Origin of the sequence: Streptomyces lydicamycinicus (assembly GCF_000829715.2) — a bacterium.
Taxonomy (GTDB): Bacteria; Actinomycetota; Actinomycetes; order Streptomycetales; family Streptomycetaceae; genus Streptomyces; species Streptomyces lydicamycinicus.
In genome coordinates this window covers 100,917-117,054 of the sequence record NZ_BBNO01000009.1, presented here as the reverse complement: position 1 = coordinate 117,054, position 16,138 = coordinate 100,917, and the positions used below count along the sequence as shown (strand labels likewise).

The window sequence follows — 16,138 nt, the reverse complement described above, 5'->3', positions numbered from 1 at the left end:
TCGGGACGTGGTGGCTGCGGGGGCACCGGATCGGGGCCCGGTGCGGGGACCGGGCCGGGGCCCGGGCCCGGCGTGGGGCCTGGTGGCCCGGGTCCCGGGCCCGGGGTGGGCGGGACCGGGTCCCGATGGGTGATGCCCGGCGGTCGTGCTGGCTGTCGCACCGTCATGAGCTCCTCACACGTCGCTCCTCCGCGGCCGGGCGCCCGGCGCCCGCTCCGCGCGGCATGCTGGTTCTCCTTGCCGATCCCGGGCCGGCCATGCGGCATACGGCGTACGGACTCCGCGAGGTACCTCCTCACTCTGCGACGCCCCGGACCGCCCGGCGACACGGACGGCGAACGGCCGCACCGCGCCCCGCACCACCCGGACGCGCGAGCGTACGACGGCCCGGAGCGGGTACCCCCGCCCGCATGAACGCCACAGATACCGGCACCGGCACGGAGACCGTGCGCGCCGGCCGCCGCACGGTGCGGATCCACCGGCCGGAGAAGGTCCTCTTCCCCGACGACGGGCTGACCAAGGCCGATGTCGTCGGCTACTACCGCCGGGTGGCCGTGGCGATGGTCCCGCAGCTCCGGGGACGGCCGCTGATGCTGGAACGGCTTCCGGAGGGCCTCGGCGGCCCGCAGTTCATGCAGAAGGACACCCCCGGCCACTACCCCGACTGGATCCGGCGGGCGGAGGTCACCAAGGAGGGCGGCACCGTCACCCACACCGTCTGCGACGACAAGGCGACCCTGCTGTTCCTCGCTGACCAGGCCTGTCTCACCTTCCACCGCTGGCTGTCCCGCGCCGGCCGGCCCGACCACCCCGACCGGCTGGTGTTCGATCTCGACCCGCCCGGCCCGGACTTCGAAGCCGTACGGGAAGCCGCCCGGCGGCTCTGCGGACTGCTCGACGAACTCGGGCTGCCGGCCGCCCTGATGACCACGGGGTCGAAGGGCCTGCACGTCATCGTGCCGCTGGACGGCAAGAGCGACTTCGACACGGTCCGCGGCTTCGCCCAGGACGCCGCCGAGGTGCTGGCGGCGCGTCACCCGGACCGCCTCACCACCGCCGTACGCAAGAAGTCCCGGGGCGACCGGCTCTACCTCGATGTGCAGCGCAACGCCTATGCCCAGACGGCCGTCGCGCCCTGGTCGCTGCGGGCGAAAGCGGGCGGTCCGGTCGCCGCGCCGATCAGCCGTCAGCAGCTCGACGATCCCCAACTCACCGCGCGGAGCTGGACGGTGAAGGATGTCGCGGGCGTGCTGGAGCAGGTGGCGGCGCGGCCGTGGTCCGGGGCGCCGGCCCGCGGGCGGTCGCTGCGTACGGCGCGCCGGCGGCTCGACGCGCTGCGGTGAGCGACGCGGCGGCCGGCGGGAGCACACCTCCGGCGCCACCTCACCCCTGGACCTCCGGCGGCTTCGCCCCGGGCCCCTCGCCGCCCGCGCTCACCGACTCGTCGAGCTGCCGCCGCTCCCGCCGCGCGCGCTCCCGGTCCCGCGGCGTGGCCTCCGTGACGTCCAGGAAGACCTGGTCGGCGATCGGCCATTGCTCACGGACGGCCGCCTTCACCCGCACCAGGACCTCTTCGACCTCCTCGCTGTCCAGCCCGCCGACGAGATCGACCCGGGCCGCGATCAGCGTGGAGCGGGTGCCCAGCCGCATGGTCAGCAGGGTGGTCACCGTGTCGATCTCCGGCTGCTCCTCCAGGAACGTCCGCAGGGCCCGGCGCAGCGCCGGGTCGGCGGCCTCGCCGATGATCTGGCCACGGGACTCCTTGGCCAGCTGATAGGCGACGAACACCAGCAGCGCGCCGATGATCATGGAGGCCCAGGCCTCCCACTGCACCTCGCCGGTGATCATGTGAAGGCCCAGGCCGGCCATGGCGACCAGCACACCGAAACAGGCGGTGGAGTCCTCGGCCAGTACCGTCCGCAGCGCCGGGTCGTCGGCCGTCCGGACCGCCTTTCGCATGCTGTGGCCGGCCTGCCGCGCCCGGCCACGGACCTGGAGCAGGGCGCGGACCAGCGAGGAGCCCTCGGCGACCAGCGCGACGGCCAGCACGACGAGGCCCACGACATAGCCCGTAAAGGTCTCCGAGTGGTGCGAGCGCAGGGCCTCGATGCCCTGGAAGAAGGAGAAACAGCCGCCCATGACGAAAATGCCGACCGCGGCGAGCAGCGACCAGAAGTACCGCTCCTTGCCGTAGCCGAAGGGGTGCCGGCTGTCGGGCGCGCGGGTGCTGCGCTTGAGCGAGGCGAGCAGGAACAGCTCATTGAGGCTGTCGGCGACCGAATGCGCCGCCTCGGACAGCAGCGCGGGCGAGCGCGCGAACAGCCCGCCGGCCAGCTTGGCCAGGGCGATCACCAGATTGGCGCCGAGAGCCACGAAGACCGTGACCGCCGTCCTGGCGTCCTCCGCGTCCTTCCCGTCCTGCCGGTCCGGCCGGCCGGTGGAGTGCGGTGCAGCGTCAGCGTGCCGGGACAAGCGTGGCCTCCCCGTCGTCGGTCGGACCGCCGTCGCGAGCGTAGCCGCCCGTACCTGGCCACGCATACGGTGCGGTGTCGTTGCGCCCCACGGAGCAGCGGCTGTTTCCCGCCGTGCGTACCGGGGACGGTGAGTGCGGACCCCGACCGGAACGACGGAGGACAGGACGTGAACGAGACTTCCCGCAATGACGTGCTGTGCCGGTACGGGTGCGCGCGATGAGCCCCCGCGGCGGTCAGCGGGCGCTGGCCCGCACCCTGTTGGAGCGGCACGGTGAGACCTTCGCCGCGGAGAGCGGTATCCGGCTGGCGAACACCCCGCAGCCGCTGTACCAGGTGCTGGTGCTGGCCGGGCTGCTCAGTGCGCGGATCCGCGCCTCGGTGGCGGTGGCGGCCGCCCGGGCGCTGTTCGACGCGGGACTGCGCACACCCCGGCGGATGGCGGACGCGACCTGGCAGCAACGGGTCGACGCGCTGGGCGAGGGCGGCTACCGGCGCTACGACGAGCGCACCGCCACTCAGCTCGGGGACGGTGCCACCCTGCTGCTGGACCGGTACGGCGGCGATCTGCGGCGGATGCGGGACGCGGCCGACGGCGACCTCGGGGCGCTGCGCAGCGCACTGCGGGAGGTGCCCGGCCTGGGACCGGCGGGCTGCCACATCTTTCTGCGCGAGGTCCAGGGCGTCTGGCCCGAACTCGCCCCGTATCTCGACGCCAAGGCGGTCCAGGGGGCGGAGCGGCTGGGCCTGCCGGGCGACAGCGAGAAGCTGGCCCGGCTGGTCGGTGCGGACGAGACCGCGGCGTTCGCCTCGGGGCTGGTGCGCGCGGCGCTGGACCGGTCCGTCGCCGAGGAGGTACGGGAGGCCGCGGGGGCCTGAAACGGGCGGGGCACGGCCGCGGGCGCGGCTCCCGGATCCCGGCCGCGGGCGCGGCCCGGAACCCGGGCCGGGGGCACGACCCGCAACCGGTCGTGGGAAGTGCCAGGACCGCGGCCGGGCCCGTCACACGACCAGCACCCCCAGCAGGGTGACGCCCGCCAGGAACCATGCGACATAGTCGCCGACATGGCCGGAGTGCAGCCGGCGCAGCGGTGTGGTCCAGCGGGCGGGTTCGGCGCCCAGCGGACGGCGCACGGCGAGCAGGGCGAGGCCCACGGCCAGCGCGGTGGCGAGCAGTCCCCACAGCACGCCGGCCGTGGACCAGTGCGGCGGGGGAGTGGACGCGGGCTCCACCGCCCGGCCGTGCAGCACGGCCGCGAGGTAGCCGGCCTGGTCGGTGAAGGCATCGGCGGCGTGACCGGTGCCGGTGCGCAGGCCCGGGACCAGTCCGACCGCCAGGGCCCCGGCGAGCAGCGCGGCGGGCACCGCGAGCATGCTGCCCGGAACCCGGGTGAGCCGTCCGCCGCTGGTCTCCGGCTCCTCCGCCTTCCCGGTGGTCTCCTCGGCGGCCGCGTCGTCGGCGGCGTCGGCCGGCCCGGACGTGGCGGCCCCGCTCCCCAGGACCGGCCCCAGGCCCAGGAACACCCGCGCTCCGGCCCGCAGCACCGCGCCCCCGGTGGCCGCCGAGACCACCACGAACAGCGCGGTCGCCCAGCCGCCCACCGCCTCCTCGGTCACGGCCTTGCCCAGCGCGGTGCCGAACGGCGGCAGTCCGGCCAGCGCCAGCCCGCCGGTCCCGAACAGCACGCCCACCCACGGGAGTTCCCGCCCCTTGCCGTGCAGCTCGGGCTCATCGACGCTGCCGAACCGGTCCAGCAGGATCCCCACACAGGCGAAGAGCGCCGCCTTCACCCCGGCATGCGCCGGCACGTACAGCGCGACACCGCCGAGCCCCTCCGGGGTGAGCACCGCCAGGCCGATGAGGAACAGGCCGGTGTGCGCGACGGTGGAATAGGCCAGCAGCCGCTTGAGATGGCGCTGGAGCCCGCACATCACCGCACCGAGCACCGCGGTCAGCACCCCCAGCGCCAGCAGCGCCCGCTGCGCGTCGGGCGCCGGGATGCCGCCGGGGCCCGCGAAGACCGTCCAGTAGACCCGGGCGGTGCCGTACACGCCCAGCTCGACCATGACCCCGGACATCAGCATGCACACCGGCGTGGGGGCCACCGCATGCGCATCGGCGAGCCAGAAGTGGAACGGCACCGCCGCGGCCTTGACGAGCAGTCCGGTGGCCACGAGGACGAAGGCGGCGATCACCAGCGCGTCCGGGCCGCCGGGGCGCGCGTCGAGGGCGCTGCCGATCTGGGCGAGGCCGAGTTCGCCGGTGCGGGCGTAGAGCAGGCCGATGCCCAGCAAGGTGGTGTAGGCACCGAGGGAGTTGACGACGCCGAACACCAAGGCCCCCTGGACGGCGCGGGCCTCCTCGACGCGGTAGCCGGTCAGGGCGTAGGCGACGACGCCCATCAGCTCGAAGAAGACAAAGGCGTTGAACAGATCCCCGGCCAGCGCGAAGCCGCACATGCCCGCCTGGAAGAGCAGCACCAGGGCGGGAAAGGAGCCCGCGTGGCGCCGTGGGGGTTCGTCGAAGTACCGCCAGGCGTAGGCGAGGGCGGCCACCACCAGCAGGGAGACCAGGGTGGCCAGGCCGAGGCCGATACGGTCGCCGACCAGCACGATGCCCACCCCCGCCCCGTCGTGCGGCCGCCAGCCGCCCAGCCATTCGAGGGGCCGGGCGCTGGACGACGGGGTACCGGCCGATGCGGCCAGCGCGAGCGCCGCCGTGGCCGCGGCGAAGAGACACCCCAGCACCTCGGCGGCGGACCGCGGCAGCCGCCGGCCCGCGCCGACCAGCAGCGCCGCCCCGAACAGCGGGACCGCCACGATCAGCGGAAGGATCCGGTCGACGCTCACCCCCGCAGCTCCGAGAGCTCGTCCGGGTCCACCGTCCGGTGCCGTTTGGCGACCTGGATGACCAGGGAGAGCAGCAGCGCGGTGACGGTCGCCCCGATGACGATGTCCGTGAGGGTGAGGGCCTGCACGACGGGGTCGACGACGGGGCGGGAGCCCGGCGCGATGTCGGAGAAGACCGGGGCGGTGCCGCCGTCCCGGTAGCCGATGGCGAGCAGCAGGACATAGGTCGAGGACTGGCAGACGGCGAGACAGCCCACCGCGTGGATGAGGTTGCGGCTGGTGGCCAGCCCGTAACAGCCGATCAGGAACAGCCATCCGGCGATCAGATACGGCAGCACACTCATGTCCCGGCCTCCGCTTCGTCGTCCCGGTCCCCGCTCTCGATCTCTACGGCCTGGTCCAGGAAACGGGCCAGCAGGACGACCACCCCGCAGGCCACCTCCACGCCGATGGCGGCGTTGAGCAGCGGGACGGTGCCGCCGGAGGAGAGCGTGTTGAACGTGCCGTAGGGAAGGAAGTTGGTCAAAAACGCCGCCCCCGTCACCAGCGCGGCCGTGCCCACCAGCAGATAGGCGGCCTCCCCGGCGGCATCCGCCACCTCGTACAGGCCGACCGGCCGGATCCGCTCCAGCGCCCGGTAGTCCACGGCGATATAGAGCAGATGCAGCGCGGTGGCGACCACGACCCCGCCCTGGAAGCCGCCGCCGGGGCTGAGCTGGCCGTGCGCGATGACGTACAGGCCGATGAGCAGGGTGACGGGCAGCGCGATCAGCGCATAGCGGCGGACCGGCGGCGCGACCGTGGCCGGCTCCGGGGGCAGCCGGCCCTCGTCCCGGGTCTGGCGGAGCAGGACGACGGTGCCCACCACCGAGCCGAACAGGATGGACTCCTCGCCGAGGGTGTCGAAGGCGCGCTGGTCGAAGTTGACGGAGGAGACGGTGTTGGCGGTGTGCCGGGCCAGCGCGGCATGCACGGCCCGGTCGCCGTACGGGTGCCGGAGCCCGCCGAACGCCGGCAGGTCGAAGCAGGCCAGGACGAACAGGACGGCCACCCCCAGTCCGCCGGCGGCCAGCACCCACAGCCGCAGCCTGCTGCTCATTCGTGCTCCTCCCGGCGCTCACTGCGCGCCTTGCGCCGCACCTTGCGTACGGACAGCAGCACCATCAGCGGGGTCAGCGCGGAGCCCACCGCCAGCTGGGAGAGCGCGACATCGGGGGCCTGGAGCAGCAGGAAGACCAGGGCCAGCGTCAGGCCGAACAGGGACAGCAGAAAGGACTGCCGCACCGGATCGCGCACCAGGACGGCGGCGGTTCCGGCGGCGGCCACCAGGAGCAGGCCGAGCAGCAGCGGCAGATCGTCAGCCATCGGACATTCCCTCCGCCGGTCCGGTCCGGCCGTGGCCCGCGGAGACGGCGGCGGTCACCGCACGGGCCGCCACCCGGCTCCCCAGCACCAACAGCACGCCGATGACCAGCAGTTTCACCATGGCCCTGCCGGGCCCGGTGGCCACACACAGCGGCAGCACCACGGCGGGCACGGCCGTATAGCTCAGCGCCGTCACCGCGAGCAGCGAGCGCGGCCGCGGCGGATGTGCCGCCAACTGGTCGGCGAGCAGCCGCACATACAGCAGAGTGCCGGCCGGCCCCAGCACCGCGAGCACCAGCGCCGGATCGGTGTACGCCGGGCGGCCGTAGCCCTGGGCCAGCAGCAGGATGACCAGGCTGAGCAGGGTGGTCGTCAGGTTCTGTGCGGGCACCCGCCGCCGGACCGGGCCGGTGGCGGCGCCACAGGCGGCCGGGGCGACACCGCACAGCAGCAGCGCGGCGGCCGCGGCGGTCCAACCGCTCATCGGCGGTCGACCGCACGCCGCGCACCGCAGGCCGCACCGGCGGCGAGCAGCGCGGCGCCGGCGCCGACCGCCCACTCCAGGGTGTCGACCGTACCGATCAGCACGATCCACAGTCCGGTCAACACCGCCCACCAGCCGATGAGTTCGGCGCCCGTTGTCAGCCATCGCGCCATCCGCGCACCTCCTGAGGCCCCGGGTACCCGGGCCTCAGGCTCACATGCGGGGGCCGGGCCGCCCCGTCACCGCGCCGCGCGTTACTCCGTCGGAGGCGGGGCCGCCACCGGGCCCCGTCAGCCGGCCCAGGTCCAGTCGGCGACCTCCGGCAGATCGGTGCCGTGCTCCCGGATCCAGGCGTGGTGGCGGGTGCGGGTGTCCGCCATCTCCTGCCGCAGCGCGACGGCGCGCACCCCGAGGCCGGGCACCCGGTCCACCACGTCCATCACCAGCCGGTACCGGTCGAGATCGTTGCGGACGACCATGTCGAAGGGCGTGGTCGTGGTGCCCTCCTCCTTGTAGCCGCGGACATGGAGATTCTCGTGTCCGGCGCGGCGGTAGCAGAGCCGGTGGATCAGCCACGGGTAGCCGTGGTAGGCGAAGATGACCGGCTTGTCGCGGGTGAACAGCGCGTCGTACTCGGGGTCCGGCATACCGTGCGGATGCTCCCCCGACGGCAGCAGCCGGGCCATGTCGACGACATTGACCACCCGCACCGCCAGCTCCGGCAGATGCCGGCGCAGCAGAGCGGCGGCGGCCAGCGTCTCCTGGGTGGGGACGTCCCCGGCGCAGGCCAGCACCACATCGGGGTCCCTGCTGCCGTCCTCGGTGCCCGCCCACTGCCAGGCGCCGGCGCCGCGGGCGCAGTGGGTGCGGGCCTCGTCGAGGGTGAGCCAGTCGAAGCTCGGCTGTTTGCCGGCCACGATCACATTGACGTAGTCACGGCTGCGCAGCGCATGGTCGGCCACCGAGAGCAGGGTGTTGGCGTCCGGCGGCAGATAGACCCGCACCACCTCCGGGCTCTTGTTGAGGATGTGGTCGACGAAGCCGGGGTCCTGGTGCGAGAAACCGTTGTGGTCCTGCCGCCAGACGTGTGAGGTGAGCAGATAGTTCAACGAGGCGAGGGGGCGCCGCCAGGGCAGCCGGCGCGCGGTCCGCAGCCATTTGATGTGCTGGTTGACCATGGAGTCGACGATGTGCGCGAACGCCTCGTAGCTGGAGAAGAGCCCGTGCCGGCCGGTGAGGAGATAGCCCTCCAGCCAGCCCTGGCACAGATGCTCGGAGAGCACCTCCATGACCCGGCCGTCGTGGGCGAGATGCTCGTCGGTGTCCAGTGTTTGTGCCTGCCAGGCCTTGCCGGTGGCTTCGTAGAGCGCCTCCAGACGGTTGGACGCGGTCTCGTCGGGGCCCACGACACGGAAGTCGCGGCGCTCCGCGGTGGCGTCCATGACCGCTTGCAGCAGTCCGCCCAGCACCCGGGTCGGCTCGTGCAGCACGGTGCCGCGCTTGTCGACCTCCACGGCGTACCGCTCCAGCGGCGGCAGCGGCAGGTCCCGTACCAGCAGACCGCCGTTGGCGTGCGGTGAGGCACCGAGCCGGCGCGAGCCCTCGGGCACACACGCCAGCACCTCGGGCCGCGGCCGGCCCTCGGAGTCGAACAGCTCGTCCGGCCGGTACGAGCGCAGCCACTCCTCCAGCTGCCGCAGATGCCCGGCGTCTTCCCGTACGCCCGGAAGCGGGACCTGGTGGGAGCGCCATGTGCCCTCGACGGGCTGCCCGTCGACCTCGTGCGGGCCGGTCCAGCCCTTGGGGGTCCGCAGCACGATCATGGGCCAGCGGGGGCGCTCGGTGACCCCCTCGCCGCGGGCCCGGTGCTGGATGGCGGCGATCCGGTCCAGGGCGCGGTCCATGGCGGCGGCCAGCTCCTGATGGACCGTCGCCGGATCGTCGCCGGTGACATGGATCGGGTCATGGCCGTAGCCGCGCAGCAGCGCGTCCAGTTCGTCCCGCGGGATCCGGGCCAGCACCGTCGGATTGGCGATCTTGTAGCCGTTGAGATGCAGCAGGGGCAGCACCGCGCCGTCGTGCACCGGGTCCAGGAACTTCGTGGCGTGCCAGGACGCGGCGAGCGGCCCGGTCTCCGCCTCGCCGTCGCCGACCACACAGGCGACCAGCAGCTCCGGATTGTCGAACGCGGCGCCATAGGCATGGGTGAGGGAGTAGCCCAGCTCGCCGCCCTCATGGATCGAGCCCGGGGTCTCCGGCGCGACATGGCTGGGGATACCGCCGGGGAACGAGAACTGCCGGAACAGCCGGGCCATGCCCGCGGCGTCCCGGCTGACATCGGGATAGGTCTCGGAGTAGGTGCCGTCCAGCCAGGAGTTGGCCACTACGGCAGGACCGCCGTGTCCGGGCCCCCATACGCACAGGGCGTCCAGGTCACGGGCCTTGATGACGCGGTTGAGGTGGGTGTGCACCAGGTTCAGACCGGGTGAGGTGCCCCAGTGGCCCAGCAGCCGCGGCTTGATGTGCTCGGGGCGCAGCGGCGCCTCCAGCAGTGGATTGGCCATCAGATAGATCTGCCCGACGGCCAGATAGTTGGCGGCCCGCCAGTGGGCATCGAGCCGTCGCAGCTCGGCGGCGTCGAGGGGCCCCGCCGCCGCCGGGGCCTCCGTCGTCCCCGCCGGGATTTCCGCGTCGTGCATGCTCAGCTCCTCATCAATGGGGCGTGCGTCGGGCGGGTCACAGCGGGCGCAGTGCGGGCAGCAGCTCGGTCCGGGGCTCGGTGGCGATCACCAGATCACCCAGGCGGCCGGCGATCTCACAGGGCCGCCGGCCTGAGACGGCCACCCCGATCGGTGGCAGCACCTCGGGTGTGCACCATGTCCTCACCTCGCTGTGCTGACACCGGGTGGCAATCGGGGTGCGGCGGTGTCAGTCGGGTGGTTCGGGCGCCGGGTGGGCGCCCGGCTTCGAGCCGGGCGGCTCCGTGGGGGCCGGGCCCGGCTCGTCCGGTTCCGGCTCGGCGGGGGCCGGGTCCCGTGGCACCGGTTCGGGCTCGCTCGGCACCGGCCCCGGTCCCTTCGGCTCCGGTTCGGTGGTCATGGCGTCAGCGGTCATCAGGGTCATAGCGCTCTCCTTCCTCTCCATCGTCCGTCCAATGCCCGAGGTCGGCCCGTTCAAGAAATCAATCGAGGGGCGCGCGAACGGCAGGGCCGGGAGAGAGCGTTACGCAGGGGGCGGGCTCGGTCCGTGTCCCGCTGCGTCTCAGTACACGTCGCGGACGTAGCGCTTGTCGGCGGCGAGCTGTTTGACGTAACCGGCGGCCGTCTCCTCCGCCAGGCCACCGTGTGCCACGGCGATGTCCCGCAGCGCGCGGTCGACATCCTTGGCCATCCGGGAGGCGTCACCGCAGACATAGAAGTGTGCGCCGTCCTGGAGCCAGGACCACAGCTGGGCGCCGTGTTCGCGCATCCGGTCCTGGACGTAGACCTTGGCCCGCTGATCGCGGGAGAACGCGGTGTCCAGCCGGGTGAGCAGCCCGTCGCGGCGCAGCCGGTCGAGCGCTTCCTCGTAGTAGAAGTCCGTGGCGCGTCGCTGCTCCCCGAAGAAGAGCCAGTTGGGGGCGCGGTGGCCGCGGGCCCGCCGTTCGTCGAGGAAGCCGAGGAAGGGCGCGACTCCGGTGCCCGGGCCCACCATCACCATCGGGGTGGCCGGGTCGGCCGGCGGACGGAAGTGGGCGGTGCGCTGGACGAAGACCGGTACCGGGCTGCCGGGCTCGGCATCGGCCAGAAAGGTGGAGGCCACGCCCTTGCGCGGGCGGCCCGCGCGGTTCTCGTAGCGGACCACGGAGACCGTCAGCCGGAGCAGCCCGGGATCGGTCAGCGGGCTCGACGATATGGAGTACAGCCGGGGCTGGAGACGGGGGAGCAGACCGGCCCACTCCGCCGCACCGGCCCGGACCGGGAACTCCGCGAGCACGTCGACGGCCTGCCGGCTCCAGGTCCACTGGGCCAGTTCACCCTTGTTGTCGGGCCGCAGCAGCTTCTTGAGGACCCGGTCACCGGTGCGTTCGGCGACCAGCCGGAGCAGCGCGGGGGTGATCCTGGCGATGTCCAGATGGCGGTGCAGCGCCTCGCCCAGCGGCACCGTGCCCGGGCCCGGGAGCTCTACGGGGGTGGCGGGATCGAGACCGGTGACGGCCAGCCACTCCGCGACGAGGTCCGGGCAGTTCCGCGGCAGCACGCCGAGCGCGTCGCCCACCTCGTAGTCCAGCGGGGTGCCGTCGCCGTCCCGGGTGTCGAAGGTGAACTGCCGCACCTCCTTGGTGGCCCCCGCCCGGCTCAGCAGTTCATTGCCGACGAGGCGGGCGGTGGCGGGCGCGGCCTTCGAGGGCCGGGTGGGGCCGCCCCGTGCCCCGCCCGGTGCGGCGGGAGCCGGGACCGCCCCCGGCGGCGCGGCGGCCGCGGCACCCGCCCCGGCACCGCCGTCCGCCTCCCCGCCGGCCTGCGCCTCCGCACCGCCGTCCGGCTCCGCGCCGCCCTCCGGCTCCGCGCCGCCCTCCGGCTCCGCGCCGGCCTCCAGGGCCGTGAGGACCTGGTCGAGCCACTGCCCCGCCGGCTGCTCATAGTCCGGTTCGCAGTCCGTACGGGGCACCAGCCGCTTCGCGCCCAGCTCGGCGAGGCGTGCGTCGAGCCGGCGGCCGTGGCCGCAGAAGTCGTCGTAGGAGGAATCGCCCAGGGCGAGGACGGAGTAGCGCATCCCGTCCAGCCGGGGCGTGTCCGGCGCGTTCAGGGTCTCCCAGAAGCCGGTCCCGTTGTCGGGGGCGTCGCCGTCGCCGAAGGTGCTGGTGACGATGAGCAGATCGGCGCCGCGGGGCAGGGTGGCCGGTGCGCTGTCGTCCATGCTGAGCAGCGTCGCCGCCCGTCCGCTGCCGGTCAGCCGGCGGGCCGTGTCGGCGGCGACCTCCTCCGCGTTGCCCGTCTGGGAGGCCCACAGGACGACGACCGTACGGGCGGCCGGGGCGTCGGCTGCCTCGGCGGGAGCCTCCGCCGGGTCCGCCGCCGTCGCCGGCCGGGTGTCCGGCGTGCGGGAGAACATCCCGGCCAGGACGCCGTTGACCCACAGCGCGCTCTCCGGGCTGAACGGGGCGTGGGACGGCAGTACGGGAGTGCCGACGGCGGTGGCGGGCCCGGAGCCCAGCCCGGCGAGGAAACCGGAGAGATAGCGCCGTTCGTGCTCGGCCAGCGCCGGCGGGGCGGGTTCGCCGAGCCCGAACACCCCGGCCAGCACCGCCGTCGCCCCGTCGTGGTCCTGGTCCGCCCCGGCCCCCGACCCGCCGCCGGTCCGCCCGGCGCCCGCCCCGCCCTGCGGCTGCCCCGGGGCGGCCGCGACCCTGGCCAGCGACACCGCGCAGACCTTGAATTCGGGCTGGAAGGAGACCGGGTCGACCGCGTCATGGGTCACCGCGTTGACGCTGAGGTACTCGCCGAACAGGTCGTTCCAGTGGAACGGCGCGAAGCAGTTGCCGGGCCGTACCCGGTCGGTCACCACCGCGGGCAGCACCGCCCGGCCGCGCCGCGAGGCGACCTCCACCATGTCGCCCTCGGCGAGGCCCAGCGACTCCGCGTCCTGCGGGTGCAGCTCCACGAACGGGCCGGGGTTGAGCTTGTTCAGCTTGGCGACCTTGCCGGTCTTGGTCAGGGTGTGCCACTGGTGGGGCAGCCGCCCGGTGTTCAGTACGTACGGGAAGTCGTCGTCGGGCATCTCGGCCGGCGGGAGGTGCGGCCGGGCGAAGAACACGGCCCGGCCGGTCGCGGTGGGAAAGGACAGCCGGGGGCGGGTGCCGTCGGGCCGCTCGTCCAGGGTCTGGCTGACGCCGTCGTTGAGGTAGCGCACCGGATTCCGGTCGGGCCCGTCGACGGCCGCGCTGGGCCACTGCACCGGGGTCTCCCGCAGCCGCTCATAGGTCACTCCGCGCAGGTCATAGCCGGTCATCGGGTTCCAGGCGCGTTTGATCTCCTCGAATATCTCCTCCGCGCTGTGGTAGGTGAAGGCGTCCTCGTAGCCCATGGCGCAGGCGATCTCCGCGATGATCCGCCAGTCCGGCCAGGCCTCGCCCGGCGGGTCCGCGGCCGGTCGCACCAGCGTCAGATTGCGCTCCGAGTTGACCATCACGCCCTCGGACTCGGCCCACATGGCCGCGGGCAGTACGACATCGGCGTAGGCGTTGGTCTCGGTCTCCGCGAAGACGTCCTGGGCGACCACGAACTCCGCGGCCTCCAGCCCCTCGATGACCGTCCGGCGGTTGGCGACCGAGGCGACGGGGTTGGTGCAGATGATCCAGCACGCCTTGATGTCGCCGTCCGCCATCCGCCGGAACATCTCCACGGTCCCCTGCCCGGGCCCGTCCGCCCGCACCGTCCCCGGCTCCAGGCCCCACAGCTCCTCGGCGAAGGCACGGTCCTCGGCCACCAGCGTCGACCGCTGGCCGGGCAGCCCCGGCCCCATGTAGCCCATCTCGCGGCCGCCCATCGCATTGGGCTGGCCGGTGAGCGAGAACGGGCCGCTGCCGGGCCGGCAGATCGCACCGGTCGCCAGATGCAGGTTGACCAGGGCATTGGTGTTCCAGGTGCCATGGGTGCTCTGGTTCAGGCCCATGGTCCAGCAGCTCATCCAGTCATCCGCCGCGCCGATCCACTCGGCGGCCCGGCGCAGGTCCGCCTCCGGAATTCCGGTGAGCTCCGCGACCCGCGTCGGCGGATAGTCCTGGAGGAAGGCCGGCATGGCCTCCCAGCCCTCGGTGTGCTCGGCGATGAACTCCGTGTCCACCCGGCCGTTCTCGGCCAGCAGATGCAGCAGACCGTTCAGCAGCGCCAGATCCGTACCCGGTGCGATCTGGAGAAACAGATCGGCCTTGGCCGCGGTGGCGGTACGGCGGGGATCGACCACGATCAGCTTGGCGCCCGCCTTCACCCGTTCCATCATCCGCAGGAAGAGGATCGGGTGGCAGTCGGCCATGTTGGAACCGATGACGAAGAAGACATCGGCATGCTCGAAGTCCTGGTAGGAGCCGGGCGGCCCGTCCGCGCCCAGCGACAGCTTGTAGCCGCTGCCCGCGCTCGCCATGCACAGCCGGGAGTTGGACTCGATGTGCCGGGTGCGCACGAAGCCCTTGGCGAGCTTGTTCGCCAAGTACTGGGCCTCCAGCGTCATCTGGCCGGACACGTACAGCGCCAGCGCGTCCGGGCCGTGCTCGTCGACGATCTCGCGCAGCCGCCCGGCGGTCTGCTTGATCGCCGCCGTCATCGCCTCGGCCACCGGCTCGTCACCGCGGTCCGCGCGCACCAGGGCGGCCGACAGCCGCCCCGGTGCGGCGAGCAGCTCGGCGCTGGTTGCGCCCTTGGTGCACAGCCGTCCACCGTTCGCCGGGTGGGCCTTGTCCCCGGCCGCCTTGCGGACGGTCCGCCGCCCCTCCGGGTCCGTCGCGACATCCAGCACGATCCCGCACCCGACCCCGCAGTACGAGCACGCCGTCCGCACCTGCGTGAGGCGCTCTGCCAGCGGTTCCGGTGCGGTCACGGACGGTTCCCTTCGTGGTCGGAAGCTCGCTCCGACCCTACGAACGGCCCGTTAACCGGGTGTCACATCAAGCGATCACCAGTCGTTACGGCGGCCACACAGTCACCGGAGGCGCTCCGTGAGAACCGGGCGGCGGCCGCCGCTCAGGGCACCAGGGAGTCCAGCGGCACGGCCGGATCGGCCAGCCGCCCGGGGTCGACCGCCTGCCCGCTCCGCACCAGTGCCTTGATCGGCCCGGTGACGTCCCAGACATTCACATTCATCCCGGCCAGCACCCGTCCCCGGGAGAGCCAGAAGGCGATGAACTCCCGGGCATCGGTGTCCCCGCGGAAGACGACCTGGTCATAGCCGTCCGGTTCGGCGTATCCGGTGTACTCCATGCCCAGGTCGTACTGGTCGGTGAAGAAGTACGGCAGCCGGTCGTAGCGGACGTCCTGGCCCAGCATCGCCCTGGCGGCGGTCTGCGGCTGGTGGAGGGCGTTGGCCCAGTGCTCGACGCGCAGCTGCCGGCCCAGGAGCGGGTGGTAGGCGTTGGCGACATCGCCGGCCGCGAAGATGTCCGGGTGGGAGGAGCACAGCCGCTCGTCCACCACGACACCGTTGTCGACCTTGAGCCCCGCCGCGGCGGCCGGCTCACTGTTCGGGGTGATCCCGACGCCGACGATGACCGCGTCGGCCCCGATCAGACTGCCGTCGGCCAGCCGCACGCCGTCCACCGCACCGCCCGTGCCGGTGATCTCCGCGACCTGGACACCACAGCGCAGCTCGACCCCGTGATCGGTGTGCAGGGTGGCGAAGATCCGGGCGGCCTCGGGCCCCAGGACCTGCAGCAGCGGCAGCGCCGCGGCCTCCAGCACGGTCACCTCGACCCCGGCGGCCCGCGCGGCGGCCGCGGTCTCCAGGCCGATCCAGCCCGCGCCGATCACCACGACCCGGGACCCGGACCGGAAGACCTCCTTGAGCCGGTCGCTGTCCGCCAGCCGCCGCAGGTAGTGGACCCCGTCGAGGTCCGCGCCGGGCACCGGCAGCGGGCGGGGGGTGGAGCCGGTGGCCAGCAGCAGCTTGGCGTAGCCGAGCCGGCTGCCGTCCGCGAGGGTCACCTCATGGCCGGCCGGGTCGAGCGCGGTGACGGCCTGGCCCAGACGCAGCTCGACCTCGTGCTCGGCGTACCACTCGGGCGGATGGACGTAGGCCGTCTCCCGCTCTGCGGTGCCCAGCAGATAGCCCTTGGACAGCGGCGGCCGCTCGTACGGCCGCTCGCGCTCGTCGCCCAGCAGCACGAGTGGGCCGTCGAAGCCCTCCTTGCGCAGTGTCTCCGCGGCCTTGGCGCCGGCCAGCCCCGCTCCCGCGATCAAGAATGCCGTGTTCCGGCCCATGTCCCGCTCAGCTCCTT

At 73.3% G+C, this 16,138-nt stretch carries 13 protein-coding genes and 1 pseudogene; 2 read left to right on the top strand and 12 right to left on the bottom strand.

The window, feature by feature from the left end:
• Positions 1 to 410 precede the first annotated feature (410 nt).
• Entirely contained in the window at positions 411 to 1,343 is a 933-nt protein-coding gene (ligD, locus tag TU31_RS29835; protein WP_042160300.1) for a non-homologous end-joining DNA ligase, read from the top strand.
• Positions 1,344 to 1,383: 40 nt separating this feature from the next.
• Here ligD and TU31_RS29830 read toward each other — a convergent pair whose 3' ends face one another.
• Positions 1,384 to 2,472, bottom strand: a complete 1,089-nt coding sequence (locus TU31_RS29830) for a cation diffusion facilitator family transporter (protein ID WP_042160299.1) — start codon at positions 2,470 to 2,472, stop codon at positions 1,384 to 1,386.
• Positions 2,473 to 2,690: 218 nt separating this feature from the next.
• Between TU31_RS29830 and TU31_RS29825 the strand changes: the two genes are divergently transcribed.
• The gene (locus tag TU31_RS29825) at positions 2,691 to 3,350 is read left to right on the top strand and encodes an HhH-GDP family DNA glycosylase (protein WP_042160669.1); all 660 of its coding nucleotides are present in this window, start codon (positions 2,691 to 2,693) and stop codon (positions 3,348 to 3,350) included.
• Positions 3,351 to 3,473: 123 nt separating this feature from the next.
• Here TU31_RS29825 and TU31_RS29820 read toward each other — a convergent pair whose 3' ends face one another.
• The 11 genes and pseudogenes from TU31_RS29820 to TU31_RS29780 all read right to left on the bottom strand — a co-directional run bounded on the left by TU31_RS29820 (position 3,474) and on the right by TU31_RS29780 (position 16,121).
• Positions 3,474 to 5,321, bottom strand: coding sequence for a complex I subunit 5 family protein (locus TU31_RS29820; protein ID WP_042160298.1), 1,848 nt, complete (start codon positions 5,319 to 5,321; stop codon positions 3,474 to 3,476).
• The gene (locus tag TU31_RS29815) at positions 5,318 to 5,665 is read right to left on the bottom strand and encodes a sodium:proton antiporter (protein ID WP_042160297.1); all 348 of its coding nucleotides are present in this window, start codon (positions 5,663 to 5,665) and stop codon (positions 5,318 to 5,320) included. The genes TU31_RS29820 and TU31_RS29815 overlap by 4 nt, the downstream gene beginning before the upstream one ends.
• Positions 5,662 to 6,420, bottom strand: coding sequence for an MnhB domain-containing protein (locus tag TU31_RS29810; protein WP_042160296.1), 759 nt, complete (start codon positions 6,418 to 6,420; stop codon positions 5,662 to 5,664). Before TU31_RS29810 ends, TU31_RS29815 begins: the two co-directional genes overlap by 4 nt.
• Positions 6,417 to 6,686: a Na(+)/H(+) antiporter subunit B gene (locus TU31_RS29805; protein WP_042160295.1), complete on the bottom strand. Its 270-nt coding sequence runs from the start codon at positions 6,684 to 6,686 to the stop codon at positions 6,417 to 6,419. The genes TU31_RS29810 and TU31_RS29805 overlap by 4 nt, the downstream gene beginning before the upstream one ends.
• Entirely contained in the window at positions 6,679 to 7,170 is a 492-nt protein-coding gene (locus TU31_RS29800; protein ID WP_042160294.1) for a monovalent cation/H+ antiporter complex subunit F, read from the bottom strand. Before TU31_RS29800 ends, TU31_RS29805 begins: the two co-directional genes overlap by 8 nt.
• Complete coding sequence (locus TU31_RS39245) at positions 7,167 to 7,343, bottom strand: hypothetical protein (protein ID WP_181018697.1); 177 nt, start codon at positions 7,341 to 7,343, stop codon at positions 7,167 to 7,169. The genes TU31_RS29800 and TU31_RS39245 overlap by 4 nt, the downstream gene beginning before the upstream one ends.
• Before the next feature lie 117 nt (positions 7,344 to 7,460).
• Positions 7,461 to 9,869 carry a phosphoketolase family protein gene (locus tag TU31_RS29795; RefSeq protein WP_042160293.1) on the bottom strand — a complete coding sequence of 803 codons (2,409 nt, stop codon included), beginning with the start codon at positions 9,867 to 9,869 and terminating at the stop codon, positions 7,461 to 7,463.
• Between the two features lie 52 nt (positions 9,870 to 9,921).
• Positions 9,922 to 10,053, bottom strand: a pseudogene (locus TU31_RS38200) (LLM class F420-dependent oxidoreductase); the annotation flags it as partial.
• A 45-nt stretch (positions 10,054 to 10,098) separates the two neighbouring features.
• On the bottom strand, positions 10,099 to 10,293 hold the full coding sequence (locus TU31_RS29790) for a hypothetical protein (protein ID WP_042160290.1): 195 nt from the start codon (positions 10,291 to 10,293) through the stop codon (positions 10,099 to 10,101).
• Between the two features lie 138 nt (positions 10,294 to 10,431).
• A complete protein-coding gene (locus tag TU31_RS29785) occupies positions 10,432 to 14,745 on the bottom strand; it encodes a bifunctional nitrate reductase/sulfite reductase flavoprotein subunit alpha (RefSeq protein ID WP_042160288.1) in 4,314 nt (1,437 codons plus the stop codon).
• Positions 14,746 to 14,888: 143 nt separating this feature from the next.
• Positions 14,889 to 16,121 carry an NAD(P)/FAD-dependent oxidoreductase gene (locus tag TU31_RS29780; RefSeq protein WP_042160286.1) on the bottom strand — a complete coding sequence of 411 codons (1,233 nt, stop codon included), beginning with the start codon at positions 16,119 to 16,121 and terminating at the stop codon, positions 14,889 to 14,891.
• Positions 16,122 to 16,138: the final 17 nt, after the last annotated feature.